This window comes from Arthrobacter sp., assembly GCF_030540645.1.
In the GTDB taxonomy this organism is placed as follows: domain Bacteria; phylum Actinomycetota; class Actinomycetes; order Actinomycetales; family Micrococcaceae; genus Specibacter.
Genome location: NZ_JAUNVV010000028.1, coordinates 1 through 20,096, shown reverse-complemented (window position 1 = coordinate 20,096; position 20,096 = coordinate 1). Strand labels below are relative to the sequence as shown.

Below are 20,096 nucleotides of genomic sequence, written 5' to 3'. Positions count from 1 at the left end.
CGACCGGCATCCCTGACACCACCCATCAAGCACCAGGAGCAAACCCATGAAGAACGACCTGCCCCAGACCATTTCCTACACATTGCCCGGCCGCGGCGAGCTGCCGAGGCCTGCCGTGCCGTGGACCGCGGATCCCGCCCGCTCCGCGCTGCTGGTACATGACATGCAACGCCACTTCCTGCGGCCCTATGGCACCGGGCTGGAACCAGCCCGATCCGTCGTAGCGAACACTGCCCGGCTCATTGGACAGGCCCGGCAGCAGGGGATCCCCGTGTTCTACACGGCCCAGCCGGCCCACCAGCAGCCTCGGGACAGGGCACTGCTGAACGATTTCTGGGGTGCCGGCATCGGTGCCAACGAGGAAGCCGCCCAAATCATTGACGAGCTGTCCCCGGAGGACGGAGACACGGTGCTGACCAAATGGCGCTACTCCGCTTTTCAGCGCTCCAACCTCACCGAGACCCTGCGCGAACTTGGGCGGGACCAGCTGGTCATCACCGGTGTGTACGCCCACATCGGCTGCCAGGTCTCGGCCGCGGACGCTTTCATGAACGACGTGCAGCCATTCATGGTGGCCGACGCGGTGGCCGACTTCAGTGCCGGCCACCACCGACAGGCCCTGGAATGGGTGGCGGGGCGTTGCGGGGTGGTCACCGACACCGACTCCCTTTCCACGGCATGGGCCACGGGCCAGAGCATCCGCAGGGGAATTGACGAAGTGGTGCGGGGCCATGTTGCGGAGCTGGTCTACTTGGAACCCGCGGAGATAGGCGACCACGACAACCTGCTCGAGCTCGGCCTGGACTCGATCCGGCTCATGGACCTGGTGGAGACGCTGCGCGGGGAGGGGCTGCAGGCCGCCTTCGAAGTCCTGGCCGCAGCGCCGACCATCCATGACTGGGCACGGGCGCTGGAACCAGGCGCCCCGCAGGAACTGAGCACGGCAGGGGCACCGGCATGAGCGCCACCGGCAACCCGTTCGACAACGAAGACGGCAGCTTCCTGGTCCTGGCCAACGCGGAGCAGCAACAGAGCCTGTGGCCCGAATTTATCCCGGTCCCGCTCGGGTGGCACCTCATTCACGGCCCGGACTCGAGGCCTGGATGCATCGACTACATCGAACGCGAGTGGACAGACCTGCGTCCGCTGAGCCTGCGCGATCAGATCCGCGCCGCCGCACGCCAGACCACCCGCAACTGAGAAGGAAGACTCCATGACCACCCAGCCATCATCAGTGATTGATCTGCCGCAGACACCCCTTGATGCGACAGCAATGATGCCCCTTGCCGGGGCGCAACCCGGCATTTGGCATGCCCACCAGCTCGGTGGGGAGTCCGGCAGCAGCTTCAACGTGGCGCGCTGCATGCACATCGACGGCGTGCTCGACGAGGACGCCTTCGCCACTGCCGTGCATCGCACGCTGGTGGAAGTGGACACGCTGGGGTTCCGTTTCGGCGAGGTTGGCGGGGAACCAGTGCAATGGCAGGGCCCACCCCAGCGGTACGGGCTGGAGGTCGTGGACCTGCGAGGCACCGGCAGCGGGGCGGCTGAATCATTCATGGATGCCGACCTTGGCACCGCGGTCTCCCTGGGCGGAGCGGATCGGCTCTACCGCCAGGCGTTGCTGCGTCTCGGGGACACCCGGTGGATCTGGTACCAGCGCTTCCACCACATCCTGCTCGACGGCTACAGCTTCAGCGCAGTCACCCGGCAGGCCTGCGCCCACTACCGGGCGATTGTGGAAGGCACCGCCTGCCCGCCCGCAGCCTTTACGGCCTTCGCTGACGTCGTTGCCGCCGAACGGGACTATCGAGACTCGGCAGCGGAGGGGGAGGATGCAGCCTTCTGGCGCAGCTACTGCGCAGGGCTTCCCCCGGCGGTCACCTTGGCCGTTGTGGACACCAGGGCTGCGGGGCCGGGACGGGCGCGCCGCCACGAGGTTCGACTGGGCACGGACTTGTCCGCAGCAATCTCCACGATTGCGCGCGCGCACAAGGTCACCTGGGCCGACGTCCTTGTGGCGGGGATCGGCTCCTACGTGGCCCGCATGACCAACAGCGGGGAGACCGTGCTCGGCATCCCGTTCATGAATCGAACAGGCGGGGCCGCCCTGCGGGCCGGGGGCCCCGTTGTGGCCGTCATGCCGCTGCGGCTGGCACTGGGCAATAATGAGACCCTCGGCGGGCTGGCTGCGGAAGCCGCTGCGGAACTGGCCGCCGTCCGCCGGCACAGCCGCTACGGAGCGGAACACGTCCTGCGCGACGCCGGCCTCGTCGGCAGTGGCCGCCAGCTCCACGGGCCCGTGCTGAACCTGAAGATCTTTGACTACGCCGCGGAGCTGCCAGGCGCCACGGTACACACCGAACACCTCTCCGCCGGGCCCGTGGACGACCTCGAATTTGCCGTTTACCGCCTGAACGGCGACTTCGCCCTCGAGCTGGAAGCCACCCCCGGACGTTACTCCGCCGCGGAATTGGCGCTGCACGCTGCCAGGCTCCAGGCCTGGCTTGCAACCCTGGCCGACGGTGAGGACACGGGCATCGATGAGGCGGCCCTCCCGCTCGCAGACGAAATCGCCGCCATTCAGACGGACTGGAGCAGCGGGCCCGCACTGGAGACAGCCGGCGCAACTGTCATGGACCGCCTGGACCGGCAGGCCGCCGACCATGGCAACGACACAGCCCTTGTGGCGGGAGGCGAACGGATGGACTTCGCCGAGCTGGGCACGAGGTCCAACACCCTTGCCCGTCACCTCATCGCACTCGGTGCAGGCCCCGGTTCAACCGTCGCCATTGCGCTTCCACGCTCACTGGACACCGTGGTCGCGGTTGCCGCCGCGCTCGCCGCCGGCGCCGCCTACCTGCCGCTGGACCTTGACTACCCCGAAGAGCGTCTGGCCTACATGCTCGACGACGCTGCGCCCCAGGTCCTTCTCACCACGGCTGCCCTGGCGGACAGGCTGGACTTTGCCGGCTGTGTGGTGTCCGTGGACGACGCAGCCACACAGGCAGCGGTTGCCGCGCTGGAGCCGGGTCCCGTGCGGCAGGACGAAAGGTCCCGTCCCGTCCAGGCAGGCGACCTTGCCTACATCATCTACACCTCCGGCTCCACCGGCCGCCCCAAGGGCGTCATGACCACCCATGCGGGACTATCCAACCTGCTCGCCAACCATGAGTGCGGCGTCTTTGGCCAAACGGTGGTGTCACTCGGCGGGCGCAGGGTGCGGGCAGCCCACAGCGCCTCCTTCTCCTTCGATTCTTCTTGGGAACAGCTCATCTGGATGTTCCTGGGCCATGAACTTCATGTCATGGATGATGAGCAGCGCCGCGACCCCCAAGCCATTGTTGACTTGGTCCGCGCCGCGCGCATCGACGCCATGGACGTCACCCCGTCCCTGGGCACGCAGCTGCTTGAATGCGGGCTGCTGGCCCCCGGTGAACACCACCCAGCCCTGCTGCTGTTCGGCGGGGAGGCAGCCCCGGCCGCGCTGTGGGACGTACTGCGTGCCACCCCGGGCACCCATAGCCACAACTTCTACGGCCCCACCGAATACACGGTGGACACGCTGGGTGCCGCGACCACGGACTCACTGCACCCTGTCGTGGGCAGGCCCATCGGCAACACCCGGGTATACGTCCTTGACAGCGCACTGCGTCCAGTCCCCGTAGGGGTCGTGGGAGAGCTGTACATTGCCGGCGCCGGGCTGGCCCGCGGCTATCTTGGCCGTCCGGACCTGACGGCAGCCCGCTTCGTGGCCGACCCTGCACATCCCGGCGGGCGCATGTACCGCACGGGAGACCTCGTCCGCTGGCAGGACGACGGACAGATCGACTGCCTCGGCCGTGTTGATGACCAGGTCAAGGTGCGCGGGCACCGGGTGGAGCTTGGCGAGGTGGAGGACGCCGTGGGCGCGCTGCCCGGCGTCGGGGCCGCCGTCGTGGTCGCCGAGGCCCTCGGGCACACCAACAGGCTTATCGGTTATTTTGTGCCCGGCGCCGGCAGCCCCCTGTCCGGGGAGCGGGCGCCCGAGGCCCGGCTGCGGGCCGAGCTGGCCCAGACACTGCCCGATCACATGGTCCCCGCTGTCCTGGTGCGCATCCCCGCACTGCCGCTGACCGTCAACGGCAAGGTCGACAGGGCATCGCTGCCAGCGCCGGCCGTCGCCGTGCCCGTCTCCGGGCGTCCCCCCGCCAACCAGGCCGAGGCGCTGCTGTGCAAGGCAGTTGCCGACGTCGTCGGTCTGCCCGCCGTGGGACCCGACGACGACTTCTTTGTCCTGGGCGGGGACAGCATTTCCGCCATGGCCGTGTGCGGGGCGGCCCGCCGGGCAGGACAGGCCCTGCGGCCCCGCGACGTGTTCGCCCAGCGCACCCCCGCGGCCATGGCCGCGGTGCTCGTGCCGCTGGAGATCGCGCCGCACCGGGCCTTAGAGGCAACGGGCGACGTCGAGCCCCTGCCCATCCAGCGCTGGCTGGGCGAAACGGCCGGGCTGGGCAGCCGCTACGCCCAAGGCACCTGCGTCACGGTCCCCGGGGCCGTCACCGCCGAAATCCTGCGCGGCGCCTTGGCCGAGGTGTTCAGGGTCCACCCGGCGCTGCGGGCCCGCGTGGTCGGGGACGTGCTGCACATTCCCGCCACCCCTGCGCCCTCCGGCCTGCCGGACGGCACCGTTCGGGAGAGCGGGGGCGGGACGGGGGAGGCTTTCGGTGCCGCAGCCGAACGCATGGACCCCGCGGCGGGCGCCATGGTCCAGGCCGTCCTGCTTGACGGCGCGCTGCCCGGGAAGGAGGTGCCGCAGGCACGCCGGCTGGTCCTGGCCATCCACCATCTGGTGGTCGACGGCGTCTCCTGGCGCACACTGCTGGCCGACCTCGAAGCTGCGGTGACAGCCTTGCTGGACGGCCGTGACCCCCAGCTCGAACCGGAACAGACATCCCTGCGCCGGTGGGGACTGCTCATCAGCGGCCAGGCAGCCTCCCGCCGCACCGAGCTGGAGCACTGGCGCCGGCAGTTGCAGGGCGGTGCCGACCCGCTCGGGCGCGGGCTACTGGACCCGGTCCGCGACACAGTGGCAACGGCCGGCAACGCACGCATCAGGCTCAGCGAGGCCGCGACCGCCGCGCTCCTGGAGTCGCTGCCGCAAGCCTGCCAGGCGACGGTGGAAGAAACGCTGATGACAGTCGTCGCGCTCGCAGCCGCCCACCACTTCAAGCTCGGAGCCGTGCCACTGACCCGCGAGACGCACGGACGGCACAGCGACGAGGAAGACCTCGAACGCACGGTCGGGTGGCTGACGGCGGAACACCCCGTCCTCATTCCGTTGGACGGGGTCGACACCGCTGCTGCGCTCGCCGGTTCCGCCGACGCCCTGGCCGCCGTGCGCGCCGTGAAGCAGGCCCTGCGCTCCACGCCCGGCAACGGCATCGGCTACGGAATCCTGCGCTACCTGCACCCGGACAGCACCGCCGCCCTGGCCGGCGCCGCCGCGGCCAACCCGCCTGCCCTGCTCCTGAACTACCTCGGACGGTTCCCCACCCCCGGCCGCCATTTCACGCCCGTTCCGCACGGCACCGTCTTCGCGGACGCCTTTGCCGTCGCACAGGACGGGCAGGCGCCCCTGGGCCATCCGCTGGAACTGAACGCTTTTCTCGACGGCGGGCGGCTCGCCCTGTGCTGGAGCTGGGCGCCGCGACTGCTCAACGGGGACGACGTTGCCGCCCTGGCGGGCCTCATTGAACGGGCCGCCATCGCACTGGGCGCACTTGCCAAACGTGAACCGGTGGAGGCCGCCTCCACGCTGGTGCCGGCCGACGTCCCCGGCACTGGCCTGGACACGGCCGCCCTCACCGCCATCGAGGCGGGGCACGGGCCCGTGCTGGCCGTGCTGCCTCTGGGCCCGCTGCACGAGGGACTGCTCTTCCACGACCAGCTCGGAAAGGATGGCGACAACTACTGCTCGGTGACCGTCCTGGAATTTGCCGACGATCAGGTCTCAGCAGACAGGCTCCGACAGGCGATCGAACACGTCATTGACACGCACCCGCAGCTGGGCGCCTCCTTTGACACCACCGCCGGCCCCTCTCCCGTGCAGGTGGTGCCGCACCCAGCCTTCCGCCGCCCCGTGGACTTTGCCGAGGTCGTGATCCCCGATGGTTTCGAGGCACCCGTGGAAACGTTGTTGCTGGAGCGCCGGGAGGCCGCCCGGGTGTTCGACGTCGGGCGCGGCCCGCTGCTGTCGGCACGCCTCGTCCGGTGGCCCGACGGTTCCGCACGTCTCCTGCTTGGGATGCACCACTTGCTGGTCGACGGCTGGTCCACCCCGCTCATCGTTAGTGCACTGCTTGACTGCTACGAGTCAGGGCAGGCCGGTCCCAGCACCCTGGGGAAGTACAGGGAGGCGTCGGCAGCGCGCCTGCCGGCGGACACTGACGGCGCTGCCTGGTCGGCTGCCTTGAAAGGCGCCGTCCCCACCCTGCTGGAGGGCACCCTTGTGGCCGCCGTCGACGACGGGGAGCCGGCGGAGGCGACGACGCTCCTGGACGCTGGGCTGCTGCGTGGCCTCACGGCCGCCGCGCAAAGGTACGGCGCCACCCACAACTCCATCTTCGCCCTCGCCCACGCCCTCATGCTGGGGGAACTGACCGGCAGGACCGACGTCGTCTTCGGCACCACGGTGTCCGGCCGCGAGGACGAGCGCTCGCAGGAGCTCATCGGGCTATTCACCAACACTGTCCCGGTCCGCGTGATGCTGGACCCGACTCTTCCTCCAGCCCTGCAACTAGGGGACCTACAGGAGCAGCAGGCTGAACTGCGCGAGCACGCCCGGCTCGGCCTGGCCGAAATCCAGCACCTTGCCGGCACCGGAACGCTGTTTGACTCACTCTTCGTCATGGAAAATTACCCGGCCGACGGGGACCCTTCAGGCCGGGAAGGCTCCGGGCTGCGCCTCTCCGGTGTCCGCAACCGCGGCTACACCCACTACCCGCTGACGGTGCTCGTGCTCCCGGAGAGCGCCGGGTACCGGGTGGTCGTTGAACACCGCCTCGGCGAGGGGGCCGGCGCCTTCATCCTGCCGCGTTTCCTGGCCGCGGTCTCCCGAGTGGTTTCCGATGGCGGGAAAACCCTTGTGGCCGCCGAGACCCTCCTGGACGCTGAACGTGCCGCCCTGCAGGCCGCGAACGACACCCGGCATGCGCTGCCACCTGTGACGCTCCGGGACCTGCTGGATGGCAGGGGCGTGCTGGCGGACGGCGCCGTTGCCTTGCGCAACGGCGCCCGCAGTCACAGCCATGCCGAGCTGCGGGAACGGGTCTTGGCCCTGGCCCGCCGCCTGCGCAGCGCAGGGGTGGCCACGGGGGACATCGTTGCCGTCAGCGTCCCCCGCTCCGCGGAACTGACCATTTCGCTGCTGGCCGTCATCGAGGCGGGGGCCGCTTACCTTCCCCTGGACACCGAGTACCCGGCAGAGCGTCTGGCCTATATGCTGGCCGACGCGGCCCCGCAGGCGGTGCTGACGACGGTGGAGTTGGCGCCCGGGCTGCCTGCGGGCACGAACACCATCTTGGTCGACGGAGCGGCCGTCGGTGCTGTCCAAGTGGGGGAGACCGGCTGCGCTGCGGGCTGGCGCCTGCAGGTGGCGGCGGAACTCACTCCCGACCACCCCGCCTATGTTATCTACACCTCCGGTTCCACGGGCCGCCCCAAGGGGGTCGTGGTGCCCCACCGTGCCATCGTCAACCGGCTCCTGTGGATGCAGGACGCCCACCCACTGGGTGCGGAAGACGTCGTGGTCCAAAAGACCCCGTCCAGCTTTGACGTCTCCGTGTGGGAATTCTTCTGGCCGTTCCTAGCCGGGGCATCCCAACTGGTTGTTCCGCCCGGGGCCCACAAGGACCCCGTGCTGCTGCGCGAACTGATGCGCGACGGCGGCGCGACTACGGTGCACTTTGTGCCGTCCATGCTGGCCGCGTTTCTTGCCGACGCGGGCGAAGGCCCGGCAGGGGCTGGGCTGCCTGCACTGCGCCGGGCCTTCTGCAGCGGTGAGGCACTCTCACGTGAGCTGGCCGCGAAGGCCGAGGCCGCGTTCGGGGTGGCCGTGCACAACCTCTATGGGCCCACCGAGGCGGCCGTGGACGTCAGCTGGTTCCGGGGTGTCGACCCGGTGCCCGGGCAGCTGACCGGATCGGTGCCCATCGGTGCGCCCGTGTGGAACACCGAATTGCATGTCCTTGACGGGATGCTGCGCCCGGCTCCGCCGGGCGTCGCGGGGGAGCTGTACCTGGCGGGAGCGCAGCTGGCCACCGGCTACCTGGGCAAGGCGGGGCTCACGGCCGGGCGCTACGTGGCCAACCCGTACGGAACCGGGGTGCGCATGTACCGCACCGGCGACATTGTCAGACGGCTGCCCGGCGGGGACGTGGAGTACCTGGGGCGTGCCGACGACCAGGTCAAGATCCGCGGACAGCGGATCGAGCTGGGCGAGATTGAGTCCGTGCTGGCCGATGTGCCGGGCATCGGGGCGGCCGTGGTGGCGGCCAGGGCCGCCGGGGGCTCTGGAGGCGGGGCTGCCGCCGGGCTGCACGGCGCCGACGACCGGATCCTGGCCGCGTACATCGTCCCGACCGATCACCCCGGGCAGGGTGCCGACGCCGGCCCGGAGGTACTCGTGGCACGGTGCAGGGAGGCGTGCGAACGCCTGTTGCCTGCCCATATGGTGCCTGTCGCCGTGCTGGTGTTGGGGGCGTTTCCGCTGACCAGCAACGGAAAGCTTGACCGCAATGCCCTGCCGGACCCGGCGCCGGACCGCCGCTCAGGCCGTCGGCCACGGGGCGTGCTGGAAGAAGCGGTCGCAGCCGGCTTCACCGCCGTTCTGGGCGTGCCGGACCCCGGCGCCGCGGACGATTTCTTCGCCCTGGGCGGCCATTCCCTGTTGGCCATGCGCCTGGCCGCCTGGCTGGGCCGTGAGCTGGGCCGCAAGGTCCCGGTCGGCAGCATCATGGCCGCCGGCACCGTCGAGGCCCTGGCCCGCCGGATCAAGGACGCCTCGGACGGGCGTGAGGCGTTCGGGGAGGTCCTGCCGATCCGCCAAGGCAGCGGAAATCCGTTGTTTTGCATCCACCCGGCCTCCGGATTCGCCTGGCAGTACCGGGCACTGGCACGGTACCTCGACGGAGACCAGGCGCTCGTCGGGCTCCAGTCCCCGCGCCCCGTCGGCGCCCTTGCGGGCGCCTCAGCGTTGTCGGACGTCCACGAGCGGCACTATGCCACCATCCGCTCGCTGCAGCCGCACGGCCCCTACAGCCTGCTCGGCTACTCGCTCGGTGGGACCATCGCCCACGCCCTTGCCGCCAGGCTTGCGCACGAGGGCGAGAAAGTGTCCTTCCTCGGGTTGCTGGACACCTACCCGCCCGAGGGACAGGACTGGAGCGCCGGGGAGGCAGCTGCCGAGGCCGAGGCCGAACGTGAACAGCGGGACCTAGGCCAGGCCGCCGGGCAGGGGCCCGACGGCATGGATGCGGACATCGTGGCCAACTACAAGGACTCCGTCCGGCTGCTCTCAAGCGCAGTCACGCCGCACTTCCCGGGCAAGGCGGAACTGTTCGTTGCCGCCAAAACCCTGCCCGAGGGCTACGAGCCCCAGGCGGCGTGGGCGGGCCGGGTCCAGTCGCTTTCCACCCATGGGGTTGACTGCCGGCACGAGGACATCCTGTCCCCGGAAACGCTCCCCGACCTCGGTCCGCGCCTGGCCAGGCTGCTGGCCGGAACCAAAGGCCACCACAGCCAAAACAACCACACCCATCGAAAGGCAAACCCTTGAACACCACTGCCGTTGACGGCCAAGAGATCCAACTGCGCATGCACCGGCTCGTGCCGCGTCTGCTGTGCGTTGTGGACGATGTGATGCTGGCCCCGTCAATGCGGCGGCTGGTCTTCGGCGGGGACGACCTGCGCGAACCGTTCCCGTTCCTGCCGCTGGCGGTTGCCGACCACGTCAAGCTCGTCTTCCCGGAACCCGCGACGGGGGAGATCCACCTACCCGCCGTCGCCGACGGCAGGCTCGTCATGCCGCCGGGGCGCCCGCGCCCCCTCTTCAGGGACTACACGGTGCGGGCCCTGGACCGCGTCGCGGGGAGGCTCACGATCGACTTCGTCCTCCACGACCACGGCCCGGCCGGCCGGTGGGCGCGGTCCGCCACCACCGGCGACCAACTGGGGTTCCTGGGGCCCAGGGGCTCCCACCTGTACCCCGGCGGCTTCGAGAACTACCTGATCGCGGGCGACGAAACGGCGCTGCCAGCCATGGCCCGCTGGATGGAGGAGCTGCCGGCCGGCGCCACTGCCCACGTTTTCGCCAGCCTGGCCTCCATGGCCGAAAAGGTGGAGCTGCCCCGGCGGGCGGGCACCACGCTCAGGTACCTAGACCGTTCCGTCCACGGGCCAGGCGTCTTGGCTGACGCGGTCCGGGCCTTCGCCGCCCCTGTGGACGGGCTCTTTGTCTGGGTGGCCGGAGAGGCTTCGGCGGTCCGTCCGATCCGCCGCCACGTGCGCGACGTCCTAGGCGTACCTGCGGGCCACATGGACATCGACGGGTACTGGAAGGCCGGCGTGGCCGGTCTGGACCATCACGCCGAGGACAACGATGACCAAGACTGAAACTACCAGCCGCTTGCGACAGCTGGTCATCGATACGGGGCCCCTGCGAACCAGCCCAGCATTCCGACGGATCTTCATCGCCCGGACCATCTCGATCTTCGGGCTGGGCATGCTGGCCGTGGCCATTCCCCTCCAGCTCTATGGGCTCACCGGCTCGACCCTTCAGGTCGGTGCCGCCGCAACGGTGGAGGGGCTGTGCGCCTTTGCCGGCATGCTGGTGGGTGGCGACATCGCGGACAGGATGGACCGGCGCAAGATCATTCTGTACTCCCGCATAATTGGTGGGACGGGCTTCGCCATACTTGCCGTCAATGCCTGGCTGCCCGAACCCTCCGTAGCGGTGGTCTATGCGGTCGGAGGACTTGACGGATTCTTTGGGGCACTGAGCGTCACGGCGCTCATGGCAGTCACCCCGACCCTCGTGCCGCGGGACAAGTTGGCGGCAGCGGGTGCACTGAACATGCTCACAGTGAGGTTGGGAACCATGGTGTCCCCCGCTCTGGCTGGATTCGTCATCGCCGTGGCTGGCGTGGGTTGGGCCTATGTGGGTGCAGCCGCGGCGACGCTGCTCACCGTCACCTTGTTAACGGGCCTGCCGCCGCTGAAGCCCGATGCCTCCGCCCCGCCAGGTCACCCCTTGCGGGCCGCCGTCGAAGGCGCCGTGTTCGTGTATCGCCAACCGGTGATCAGGGGTGTGGTCCTGCTCGGCACGTTGGAGACGATGGCTTCCGGAATCAGGGTCATGTTGCCTGCCTTGGCAGCTGGGCCCCTTGGCATCGGCGCCCAGAGCACGGGTCTGCTGTATGCGGCTGTGCCCTGCGGAGCCGTGGCCGCAACGCTGCTGAGCGGCCCGCTGGCCGGCCTGCGGCGCCCGGGCAGGGCGATGATGCTTCTGTCCATTGGGTCTTTTGTCAGCCTCGGTGCGCTAGGGGTTGCCAGCTGGACGGGGGGAGGGCTGGGCTCGGCGCTGATTTTCCTGATTATTTTTGGGGCACTGGGTTCCATGAGCGGCATCCTGCAATACGCGCTGGTGCAGGCGCACACCCCGGACCGGCTGCTGGGCCGCGTCAACGCACTGTGGATGGCCCAGGAAGTAGGCGGCGACTCCGCTGGGGCGCTGGGACTGGGCGGACTGGGGCGCGCTGTGCCGGCTGCTGCCGCCGTAACCCTGTTCGGCGCAGGGGCCATGGTCCTCGGACTTGCTGGCCTGACCGGATTCGGGCCCCTGCGCCGTGCGGACCGGATCGTGGACAGCGATCAAGGGGAGGGCGTTGAACAGGCATCACGTTCCACGAGTGAACCGTCAATTGAGGCCAAGCGATGAACGCCGATGCGGCGCGGGACAGGAACGGCTGGGTGCACCCAGCCACGGTCTGGATAGCTCAGGGCCCGCCCGACCCAGCGGCCGCTGCTTCCCCACTCTTGAGCGCGGCCGAGCGTGAACTACTTTCCGGCAGACGGCGGCAGGGGGATAGGGACCGCTCGGCAACGGCCAGGGTCCTACTTAAGGGCCTGCTGGCCAGGGACTTCGGCATCGAGCCCGCAAGTGTCCACCTACCGGCCGGGACCGCACCGGAGGACAAGCCTGTGCTTCGCTATGTCCGCGGCGGGCGGCCAGTGGAGCAGCTGCGCGCCAGCGTCTCGCACGCACAAGGCCACGTCCTGGTGGCCGTGACGGACGGTCCCGCCATCGGCGTCGACGTTGAAGCGCACGCATCAACTGCCTTTGCCGGCTTTGACAACATTGCGCTGTCGGCGGCGGAACGGGAGTGGGTCGCCGGGTTGCCGGCATCGCGGCGGGGGATGGCCCGCGCCGACTTCTGGGTTCGCAAGGAAGCGCTCCTTAAGGCAACGGGGGTGGGGCTGAGGCAAGACCCCGCGCGGCTCTGCTTCGCGTCCCCGGATGCATGGACGGCATCCCAGCAACCACTCCAGCGCCTTACTGTGCAGCTCGTCCCGACGGGTGCCGGGCACTCGGCAGCCGTGTGCGTAACTGGTGTCGCGACACTGCTCCTGCGGGGGAATTCCGGTGACCTACGCCCCGGCCAGACGCCGCACATAATTACGTCATAAAACCATAGGCAATTATGTTCTTAGGTAAGCCTATGCTAACTTTTCAGCATTGACGATCCGGAAAACCGGAGCCGCGATCTGCGGGCACACTCGTCCACCCCACATGCACCACCCCTTTGAGGAGAAAACACTGTGAAGTTTAGAAGCAAACTACTGCCCTTAATCGCGGTCGCGGCCGCGGCGGGCATAGCTCTGAGCGGTTGCTCGGGGACCACTGGCGAGGACGCGGCGAATGCCGGAACCGTAGGCGCCGGGAGCGAGGTATCGTGGCCTCGGACCATCACGCACGAGGACGGCGAGACCGTCATCCCGTCCCAGCCGAAGAAGATTGTCTCCACGTCCCTGAGTGTCACGGGCACCCTGCTGGCTATTGAGGCCCCTGTCGTCTCATCTGCGGCAACCAACCCCAGCGACGTCACGGACAGCCAGGGCTTCTTCTCGCAGTGGGCTGACGTCGCCAAGGAACGCAACGTGGGCGTGCTGTACCCCAACCTGGAGTTTGACCTCGAGTCCGTCGTGGCAGCAGCTCCGGACCTGATTGTGGTCTCCACCTCCGGCGCCGACAGCACGGCGGATCATTACAAGGAACTGAGTGCCATCGCCCCGACCATCGTGGTGAACTACGGTGACAAGACCTGGCAGGATCTGGCCCTAGAACTGGGTAAGGCAACCGGACATGAGGCCGATGCCGATGCCGTGGTCGCCAAGTACGATGCCCACGTGAAGGATGTAGCAGCCAAGATCAAGCTCCCGGCCGGCGAATCTAACATCATCAGCTACAACGGCCCGGGCCAGGACAACGGCGTCGCCAAGCTGACAGGCACCCACGCCAAGGTGCTCGAGTCCCTCGGATTTATGATCGCCGACGTACCGGAGGGCCTTGACACCAGTGACCAGGCCCGGCAGGACTTCGCCTTCATTTCTTTTGAAAACCTGACCAAGGCGGCCATGGGTAACACCGTCTTCCTGCTCGCCGCCGACGACTCCGTCGTGAAGGCGTTCGAGGGCGAGAAGGTCCTCGCCAACCTCCCGTCGGTCAAATCCGGACTGGTCGTGGCCATGGGGCCGACGTCCTTCCGCCTTGACTACTACAGCTCCACCCAGCTGGTGGATCTGCTCGGGACAACCTTCAGCTAGGCCTCGTCCTCAACGGCAAAGGGCCGGGCACCCCTTGGGCTGCCCGGCCCTTTGCCGTTGTCATGAGACCGGGGTCATGAATCTGTATATCTACGCATGAGCGCCCAGAGCGTCGAGCCCCATTTGACCCGCCGTGGTCTGCAGAGCTGTACTGCCTGGCAGAGTGCTCGTGACGGCCATTATTGGCAGGTTGAGAAGCCTGCTGTTCCACACAGGTGAAAACGAATGACTGAAACCATCAGCTGGATGCAACCGACTCATTAGAAACTCATTAAATTGGGTGACGAGTGCCGACTCTTCAGTACCATGTATTGTCATGCGTCTGCCACGAGGATGAGGGCCAGAAATGGCTTTTGACAAGTCGAATTGGTCGATCGCGTCGACAGCGGGGGTCATGGGTTCGAATCCCATAGGAGGCCCATCGGTGGTCTACATTCTCTAAAGCTCGTAGTGGGCGAACATAAAATCACTGCAACTGGTACGTCTCGAGCATGGTCCTCCACAGATTAGTGGCTTTCCCATATGGAGCTCTGCTGAGTAAGGCGGACTCGGATAGTCGTATGGCATGGCAACCCGGCAAACCGTGCAGACACGAACAAACTTGTTTGCACGAGGGCAGCAATCCTGCCCGTGCAGGCTTTAGAGCTGAGATACCTTGTGCCCTGAGCTGTCTCTAGTAGTCTGAAGGGGATTCTGCCTCTGCTGTTGCTCGAGATGGGAATGACTATGGTTTCGTTTCACGATCTCCATCAAGCTGAGACTCCGCTGGTCCTCCCTAATGCCTGGGATGTGGGTTCGGCCTTGGCTTTCGCTGCAGCAGGGTTCTCTGCCATCGGTACCACAAGCTTCGGCATAGCAGTCAGCACTGGCCAGCCCGACGGCGGCCGGTCCAGCCAGCAGGCGACTGCTGCTCTAGTGGCGATGTTGGGCCCCCTGCCCGTGCACATCACAGCGGACATTGAGGATGGATACTCAGATGACCCCGGCGAGGTTGCGGATTTCGTGGCTGAACTGGCAGACCATGGTGTCGTCGGGGTGAACATCGAAGACAGCACCTCTGGACACTTAGTGGATCCAGCGGCTTTTGCCACGAAAGTCATTGAGGTCAAACGACGAACCCCAACCATTTTTATCAACGCGCGGGTGGACAATTTATGGTTTGCTGAGCAAGCAACCGCGGATGCCGTACTGCGGCGTGCCCGCACATACGCAGAGGCTGGTGCTGACGGCATATTCGTCCCCGGACTTGCTGATCCCGATGAAATTCGGGCCATCACCGACGGAACCGGGCTGCCAGTGAACGTATTGGCCCATCCATTCCTCACTGTTGCTGAGTTGGGAGCGTTGGGGGTACGACGAGTAAGCTCCGGTTCGTTGCCTTACCGCGCAGCGGTGGACTCAGCTCTCAAAACTGTTACAGCCTTACGCGACGGTCTGCAACTACCGGAAGCCACCTCCTACTGGGAGGTGCAAGCGCAACTCATGGCCTTCAACCAAGGCTTCTCCGTCTAATGCCCCTGATTTATAGGCCTTGCATCGGAGCGGTTGGCCGCAGCGCAAGGGCTATGCGTTGCTGCGACTGCTGCTGTCAGGGTGCTGCCGCCCGACACATTATCAAGGGGAGGGGCGGGAGTTTGCCCGCCACGCTAACGAGACGTCGATCGGGTCGGAATTTGATGGTGGAACTCCTCGCCTGAGGGGCATACTGTGGCATTTAACACCCTGATGGGTGCGGGCCCGGCGGTGCCTGGCAGGGGAAATGACGCCGGGAGGCGGGTTGCCTGTGGTTTTGGCAGTGCTGCTTGAGGGAAGGGACAGCTCATGCGGATTCTCGTGCTGGGAGCCGGTGTGATCGGCAGTGTGTACGCGGGCAAGCTGATGGGCGCCGGACACGAGGTGGTGATGCTGGCCCGCGGCGAAAGGCTGGCCGAGTTGCAGGATTTCGGGCTGATTATGGCTGACTCGGAGTCTGGGGAAAAAACGTCCTTGCCAATCAGGGCAATAGGCGCGGTTGGCGCGGAAGACAGGTACGACGTCGTTGTGGTCGCCGTCCGGGCCATGCAGCTCACAAGCACCTTGACGGTGCTGGGCAGCATGGACGACGGATCCGATGTGTTGTTTATGGGTAACACCGCTGGGCTCGAAGACCAGCTTGTCCAGGCACTGGGCGGGCGTGTCTTGCTGGGTTTTCCAGCCGCCGGCGGCGTGCAGGACGGTGTAACCACCCGATATGTCCTGATCAAACAGCAAAAGACAATGCTGGGTGAGCCGAGCGGAACGATTTCGCCCCGCACGCTGCGCCTGAAAAAAGTGATGGAAGAAGCCGGGTTTCCGGCCGCGATCACCGCCGACATGCCCGGCTGGCTGCTGGCTCACGCCGCCTTCATTGTTCCCATGTCCTACGCGCTGTACAAGCTCGGCACTGATGCGCCCCGGTTGGCTGCCGACAGGGAAACTCTGCGCTTGATGGTGCGTGCCACGGCGCAGGCATTCCGGGCCCTTCAAGCCAGCGGAAACACCGAGATCCCTGCCAATCTGCGGACCCTCTACCTACGTTTGCCTGCGGCATTCGCCGTTGCCTACTGGAGGCGGGTATTGGCCAGTCCGAAGGGGGAATTGTGGTTCGCAGGCCCCACCCGTGGCTCATCGGAGGAAATGGGTTCACTTGCCCACTATTTGCAGGCCGCCATCCACGGGAGTGGCGGTGACGCCCCTGAGCTCACTCGGTTGCTGCCGGGATTTCCTGAACCGGGAGGTCCTTCGCCGTCATCAACGTAGGGGACGTATCGCCGCCGATGAGGTGGCTGGCCAGCCACAAGAGGTTGACCCGAACGATGCACACCTCGGGAAAGAAAGAGGGAGCCGATTCGTCGAAGGCAGTACTCCTCCGGGTTTAGCCAAACAAACTGGCGTTCAGGCCTATGGACAGAGTCCTATCGGCCGAGCCATCACATCGGGAGAGACCCAGCCAAAAAGGCCACTGCTGTGGCGACGGTGGCGGACGGACCGATGGATGAATCCATCACCAGAACCTTTCTCAGCGGTGCATGGCTGTCCCGTCGGCCGGTGCCCCTCATTCACCGTCTGCGTTGGTTGCCTCCGTATCCCGGAGGTATGTGAATGTCAGGGAGCCGGGGATTGGTCCGTCAGATGCTACGGCCGTCACCTGGACCTGGCCAGCCTCGGTGGCCGGCGGAATCACGACAATCCAGCGTCCCGGTCGTGCGGGGTCCGCCTCGACGCCCACCGGCTGCCCGCCAACCATCACCGTGACTACGTCGAGAAAGTGCCCGGCCAGCTGGAACCGGCCTCCAGCCAATCCACTCGACGGCGTGCGTGTGGGTCCTAAGCCGTGGAGGGCGTCCAGCCCGGCCAGACTCAACGGGCAGGCTGTACTAGCCCCGGACCATGGCGGCGGGGTTGCTGTGGGGTTTTGTGTGTGGACGGCGATAAATGCCGCCACAAGGTTGTAGGCGGTCCTGTCGAGGCACCGTTCGGGGCCAGGCTGGACCAGTGTTGACAGCATGGCCGCAGCGTCCCTCCACCCAGAGGCGTCGCCTTCATCGACGGCACGGCAGATTGCTGTTACGGCACTCCACAGGGTGAATCCATCAGCACTGCTGGCCTTGCGTGGGCTGACGACTGCGCCTAAACCGGCACAGTCCTTGGTCTGCAACAACACATACCACTGGGCTTGCGGTGGATCAGCGGGGTCAACAGGCCCCGGAGGCACCCAAGCGAGCGATCCGTCGTTGTTCGCCCCGCTGCCTCTCGCAGGCTCATCGCCGCTGGGGCCGACGCTGATCTCGGACACGGCCTGCCCGGGTGCAGCAGCGGAGGATGCCGACGGCGTCACGGCACCGGGAGTGGGAGCGCTGCAAGCACCCATCAACAACAGGACAACGGCCGCCCCGGCTAATGCCAACACCCGCGTGTTCGCCCTCCACAGCATGGTGACCTTCCCACCACCGCCAGCCCCAACACCGATCCATGTCCACTGCCCGGTCAATGATGCAGTAGCCTGCCTTTGAATCTCAACCCCTTGAATCCTAATTATCCTCAGTCTGAAGACAGTGGCAAGGAATAACAGCTGACTTTCGTCTGTCCTCTATGGCGGGAAGCGTCGTAGGGTTAGGCTCTGGTCATGGAAATGGATCCAGTAGAGGCAAATCCGCAGAACTACAGTGTGATATCTGAGAACGACCGTGTTCGTGTGCTCGAGTATAGGGACTCTCCGGGACGCTCGACCATCGAGCATCACCATCCTGACAATGTGATGATTACGGCCAGCACGTTCCGTCGTCGTCTGTCGTCCAACGGGCAAAGCGTAGATGTGGAATTGCCCTCCGGCGTCGCGCGCTGGATGTCTTCCCAAGATCATTCTGGCGAAAACATAGGGGAAACGGATACCCATGCTTTCTTTGTTGAGCTTAAGGAGCCAGCCCGGAATCAGGATCAAGTGCACGTCGGCTCTTTGGGTCCGGAGGAGCCGTAAAAATTGCTGGATCACCCATTAGTTTCCGGGTCGTTCCATTGCCGGGAGTTGCAGACGGATAACAGCACGCGACGGCGGAGCGTGGCTGGACTACGATGGGCCTAACCTCAGCAGTCACATGCAAAATGGCATGGACCACACAGACAGTCAGGGAGCGGACATAATGACAGTCGAGCCAACGCCGGAGCCGTACACAGGGCCGGAGTCACTGGAACCATTGGAACCGCTGGAACCATCCGACACTCCAGTGATCGAACCCGAACAGGCTCGAACGCCGGTTCCACAGAACCCCCAGCCAGAGGGCAATGCCGACGTCACTCGGGCTGGGATGGTTTGGGTTGCCGTGAGCGCCGGTCTCGTTGTCTTGATACTGCTCATCACCTTTATTCTGCAAAACCAGGACGGGGTGACAGTAAAGTACTTTGGCGCCGTGGGCGACCTGTCCTTGGGCATGGCACTTTTCATAGCCGCCGTCGGGGGAGGGGTGCTGGTTGCTGTGGCTGGGGCTGTCCGTATCCTGCAACTCAGGAGGCAGCGCCGTCGTCAGCGGGCCGCCCAATAGGTTCCCCTGAGACGCTGCTCATCAGGGCGTATCGGGACCGGGGCGAAATCCGAGCCGCAGGCTGATCAAAAGGATTGCCGCCGATCCGCACATTGCCGCGAGCATCGCATCATTTGTGCTGGCCAAGTCAATCATCATGCCCGCGAGGACGCTCCCGCCCGCGGCTCCAATGTTGTGTGAGGTGTTCACCCAGGTCGTAGCCGTATTTTGCCGTGCCACGCCGTCGAAGCGGTTCGCCGCGAAGTACGCAACGATCATAATCGGTGAGAGGAAAAGGCCGGCCACCAACAGCACCAGACCCAGACCGAGAGCCGTCGAAGTGGTCATGATGGCCGCCGTCGCTGCGGTGAAGAAGGTGGCCAGTAGCAGAAGCTGCTTGTGCGAGGACACCTTCAGCTGCGATGCTCCGTACATCAACCCGCCCACCACGCTCCCAGCGGCGAACGCTGCCAGGACGAGGCCAATAGCGGCCTCGGTGTGTGGGCCGTGCATGACGGCGGGAATGGTTACGTAGACGGTGCCGACAACAAATCCCGTCGCAACAACCGGAAGCAGAAGTGCGAGGAAATTTCGCTGCTTCAACAGTGATGGTTCAGCTGCGGGGGAGTCCTCGGAGGTGTTGGGCCGACCTCGCTCCTGTGCAGCTGGCGAGGAAACCATCAGCAGCGTGCCCATCAGCACGAGGGCGGCGGGCAGGAGCAGCACGGCGCTTGGGCTGATGCCCAGCAGCAGGAATCCTGCCAGCGCCGGCCCGGCCAAGTAGAGAAGTTCCTCGAACACAGCATCAACGCTCAGCGCCTTTTTCAGCAGCACATTCGTGGGAGTCAGGAAGGCCCACAGCACTCGCATGGCTGGGCCGATCGGCGGCGCAACCGCCCCTGCCAACGCGGCAATACTAGCGCAAATCGTCGCCGATGTGCCCAAGCTGGTGACGAGGGCGAGCGCTGCAAGGCTCATTGCGAAGAGTATGGCAAAGGTGGACAAGGCACGACGGCGGCCGTACCGGTCGATTGCGCGGGCTCGCAAAGGAGCCAGGAAACCAGCCGTGGCGCCGTAGGTGCCGGCTGCCAGTCCGGCTGCCGAGAAGGACCCGGTAGCCGCTTGAACAGCGAGCAGTAATGGCAGCGTGACGAGCGGGTAGGCGAATCGTCCGGCCAGGGCTGTTGAGAAAACGAA

General features: G+C 66.3%; 13 protein-coding genes. 11 read left to right on the top strand and 2 right to left on the bottom strand.

Features of this window, described 5'->3' with window-relative positions:
- Window positions 1–46: 46 nt before the first annotated feature.
- The 9 genes from Q4P21_RS07360 to Q4P21_RS07320 all read left to right on the top strand — a co-directional run bounded on the left by Q4P21_RS07360 (window position 47) and on the right by Q4P21_RS07320 (window position 16,641).
- Window positions 47–961 (top strand): isochorismatase family protein, encoded by a 915-nt coding sequence (locus tag Q4P21_RS07360; RefSeq protein ID WP_283531758.1) that lies wholly within the window; start codon window positions 47–49, stop codon window positions 959–961.
- Window positions 958–1,200 (top strand): MbtH family NRPS accessory protein, encoded by a 243-nt coding sequence (locus Q4P21_RS07355; RefSeq protein ID WP_283531757.1) that lies wholly within the window; start codon window positions 958–960, stop codon window positions 1,198–1,200. Before Q4P21_RS07360 ends, Q4P21_RS07355 begins: the two co-directional genes overlap by 4 nt.
- Before the next feature lie 13 nt (window positions 1,201–1,213).
- The gene (locus Q4P21_RS07350) at window positions 1,214–9,817 is read left to right on the top strand and encodes an amino acid adenylation domain-containing protein (RefSeq protein ID WP_303388143.1); all 8,604 of its coding nucleotides are present in this window, start codon (window positions 1,214–1,216) and stop codon (window positions 9,815–9,817) included.
- Window positions 9,814–10,653, top strand: coding sequence for a siderophore-interacting protein (locus Q4P21_RS07345; protein ID WP_303388142.1), 840 nt, complete (start codon window positions 9,814–9,816; stop codon window positions 10,651–10,653). The genes Q4P21_RS07350 and Q4P21_RS07345 overlap by 4 nt, the downstream gene beginning before the upstream one ends.
- Window positions 10,640–11,977 (top strand): enterobactin transporter EntS, encoded by a 1,338-nt coding sequence (gene entS, locus Q4P21_RS07340; protein WP_303388141.1) that lies wholly within the window; start codon window positions 10,640–10,642, stop codon window positions 11,975–11,977. Before Q4P21_RS07345 ends, entS begins: the two co-directional genes overlap by 14 nt.
- Window positions 11,974–12,726, top strand: a complete 753-nt coding sequence (locus Q4P21_RS07335; protein ID WP_303388140.1) for a 4'-phosphopantetheinyl transferase superfamily protein — start codon at window positions 11,974–11,976, stop codon at window positions 12,724–12,726. The genes entS and Q4P21_RS07335 overlap by 4 nt, the downstream gene beginning before the upstream one ends.
- Before the next feature lie 132 nt (window positions 12,727–12,858).
- Window positions 12,859–13,863, top strand: coding sequence for a Fe2+-enterobactin ABC transporter substrate-binding protein (gene fepB, locus Q4P21_RS07330; protein ID WP_303388139.1), 1,005 nt, complete (start codon window positions 12,859–12,861; stop codon window positions 13,861–13,863).
- A gap of 726 nt (window positions 13,864–14,589) precedes the next feature.
- Window positions 14,590–15,375: an isocitrate lyase/phosphoenolpyruvate mutase family protein gene (locus Q4P21_RS07325; protein ID WP_303388138.1), complete on the top strand. Its 786-nt coding sequence runs from the start codon at window positions 14,590–14,592 to the stop codon at window positions 15,373–15,375.
- Window positions 15,376–15,684: 309 nt separating this feature from the next.
- A complete protein-coding gene (locus Q4P21_RS07320; RefSeq protein ID WP_303388137.1) occupies window positions 15,685–16,641 on the top strand; it encodes a ketopantoate reductase family protein in 957 nt (318 codons plus the stop codon).
- 295 nt (window positions 16,642–16,936) lie between these two features.
- Here Q4P21_RS07320 and Q4P21_RS07315 read toward each other — a convergent pair whose 3' ends face one another.
- Window positions 16,937–17,872: a hypothetical protein gene (locus tag Q4P21_RS07315; protein WP_303388136.1), complete on the bottom strand. Its 936-nt coding sequence runs from the start codon at window positions 17,870–17,872 to the stop codon at window positions 16,937–16,939.
- A gap of 135 nt (window positions 17,873–18,007) precedes the next feature.
- Here Q4P21_RS07315 and Q4P21_RS07310 point away from each other — a divergent pair, with 135 nt between their 5' ends.
- Together Q4P21_RS07310 and Q4P21_RS07305 are read left to right on the top strand one after the other, a co-directional pair.
- A complete protein-coding gene (locus tag Q4P21_RS07310; RefSeq protein ID WP_303388135.1) occupies window positions 18,008–18,358 on the top strand; it encodes a cytoplasmic protein in 351 nt (116 codons plus the stop codon).
- Window positions 18,359–18,521: 163 nt separating this feature from the next.
- Window positions 18,522–18,920, top strand: coding sequence for a lipopolysaccharide assembly LapA domain-containing protein (locus Q4P21_RS07305; RefSeq protein ID WP_247647162.1), 399 nt, complete (start codon window positions 18,522–18,524; stop codon window positions 18,918–18,920).
- Between the two features lie 21 nt (window positions 18,921–18,941).
- On the opposite strand, the gene Q4P21_RS07300 is transcribed toward Q4P21_RS07305, so the two are convergent.
- Window positions 18,942–20,096, bottom strand: a 1,155-nt coding sequence (locus tag Q4P21_RS07300) for an MFS transporter (protein ID WP_303388134.1), incomplete at its 5' end; no start/stop codon positions are given.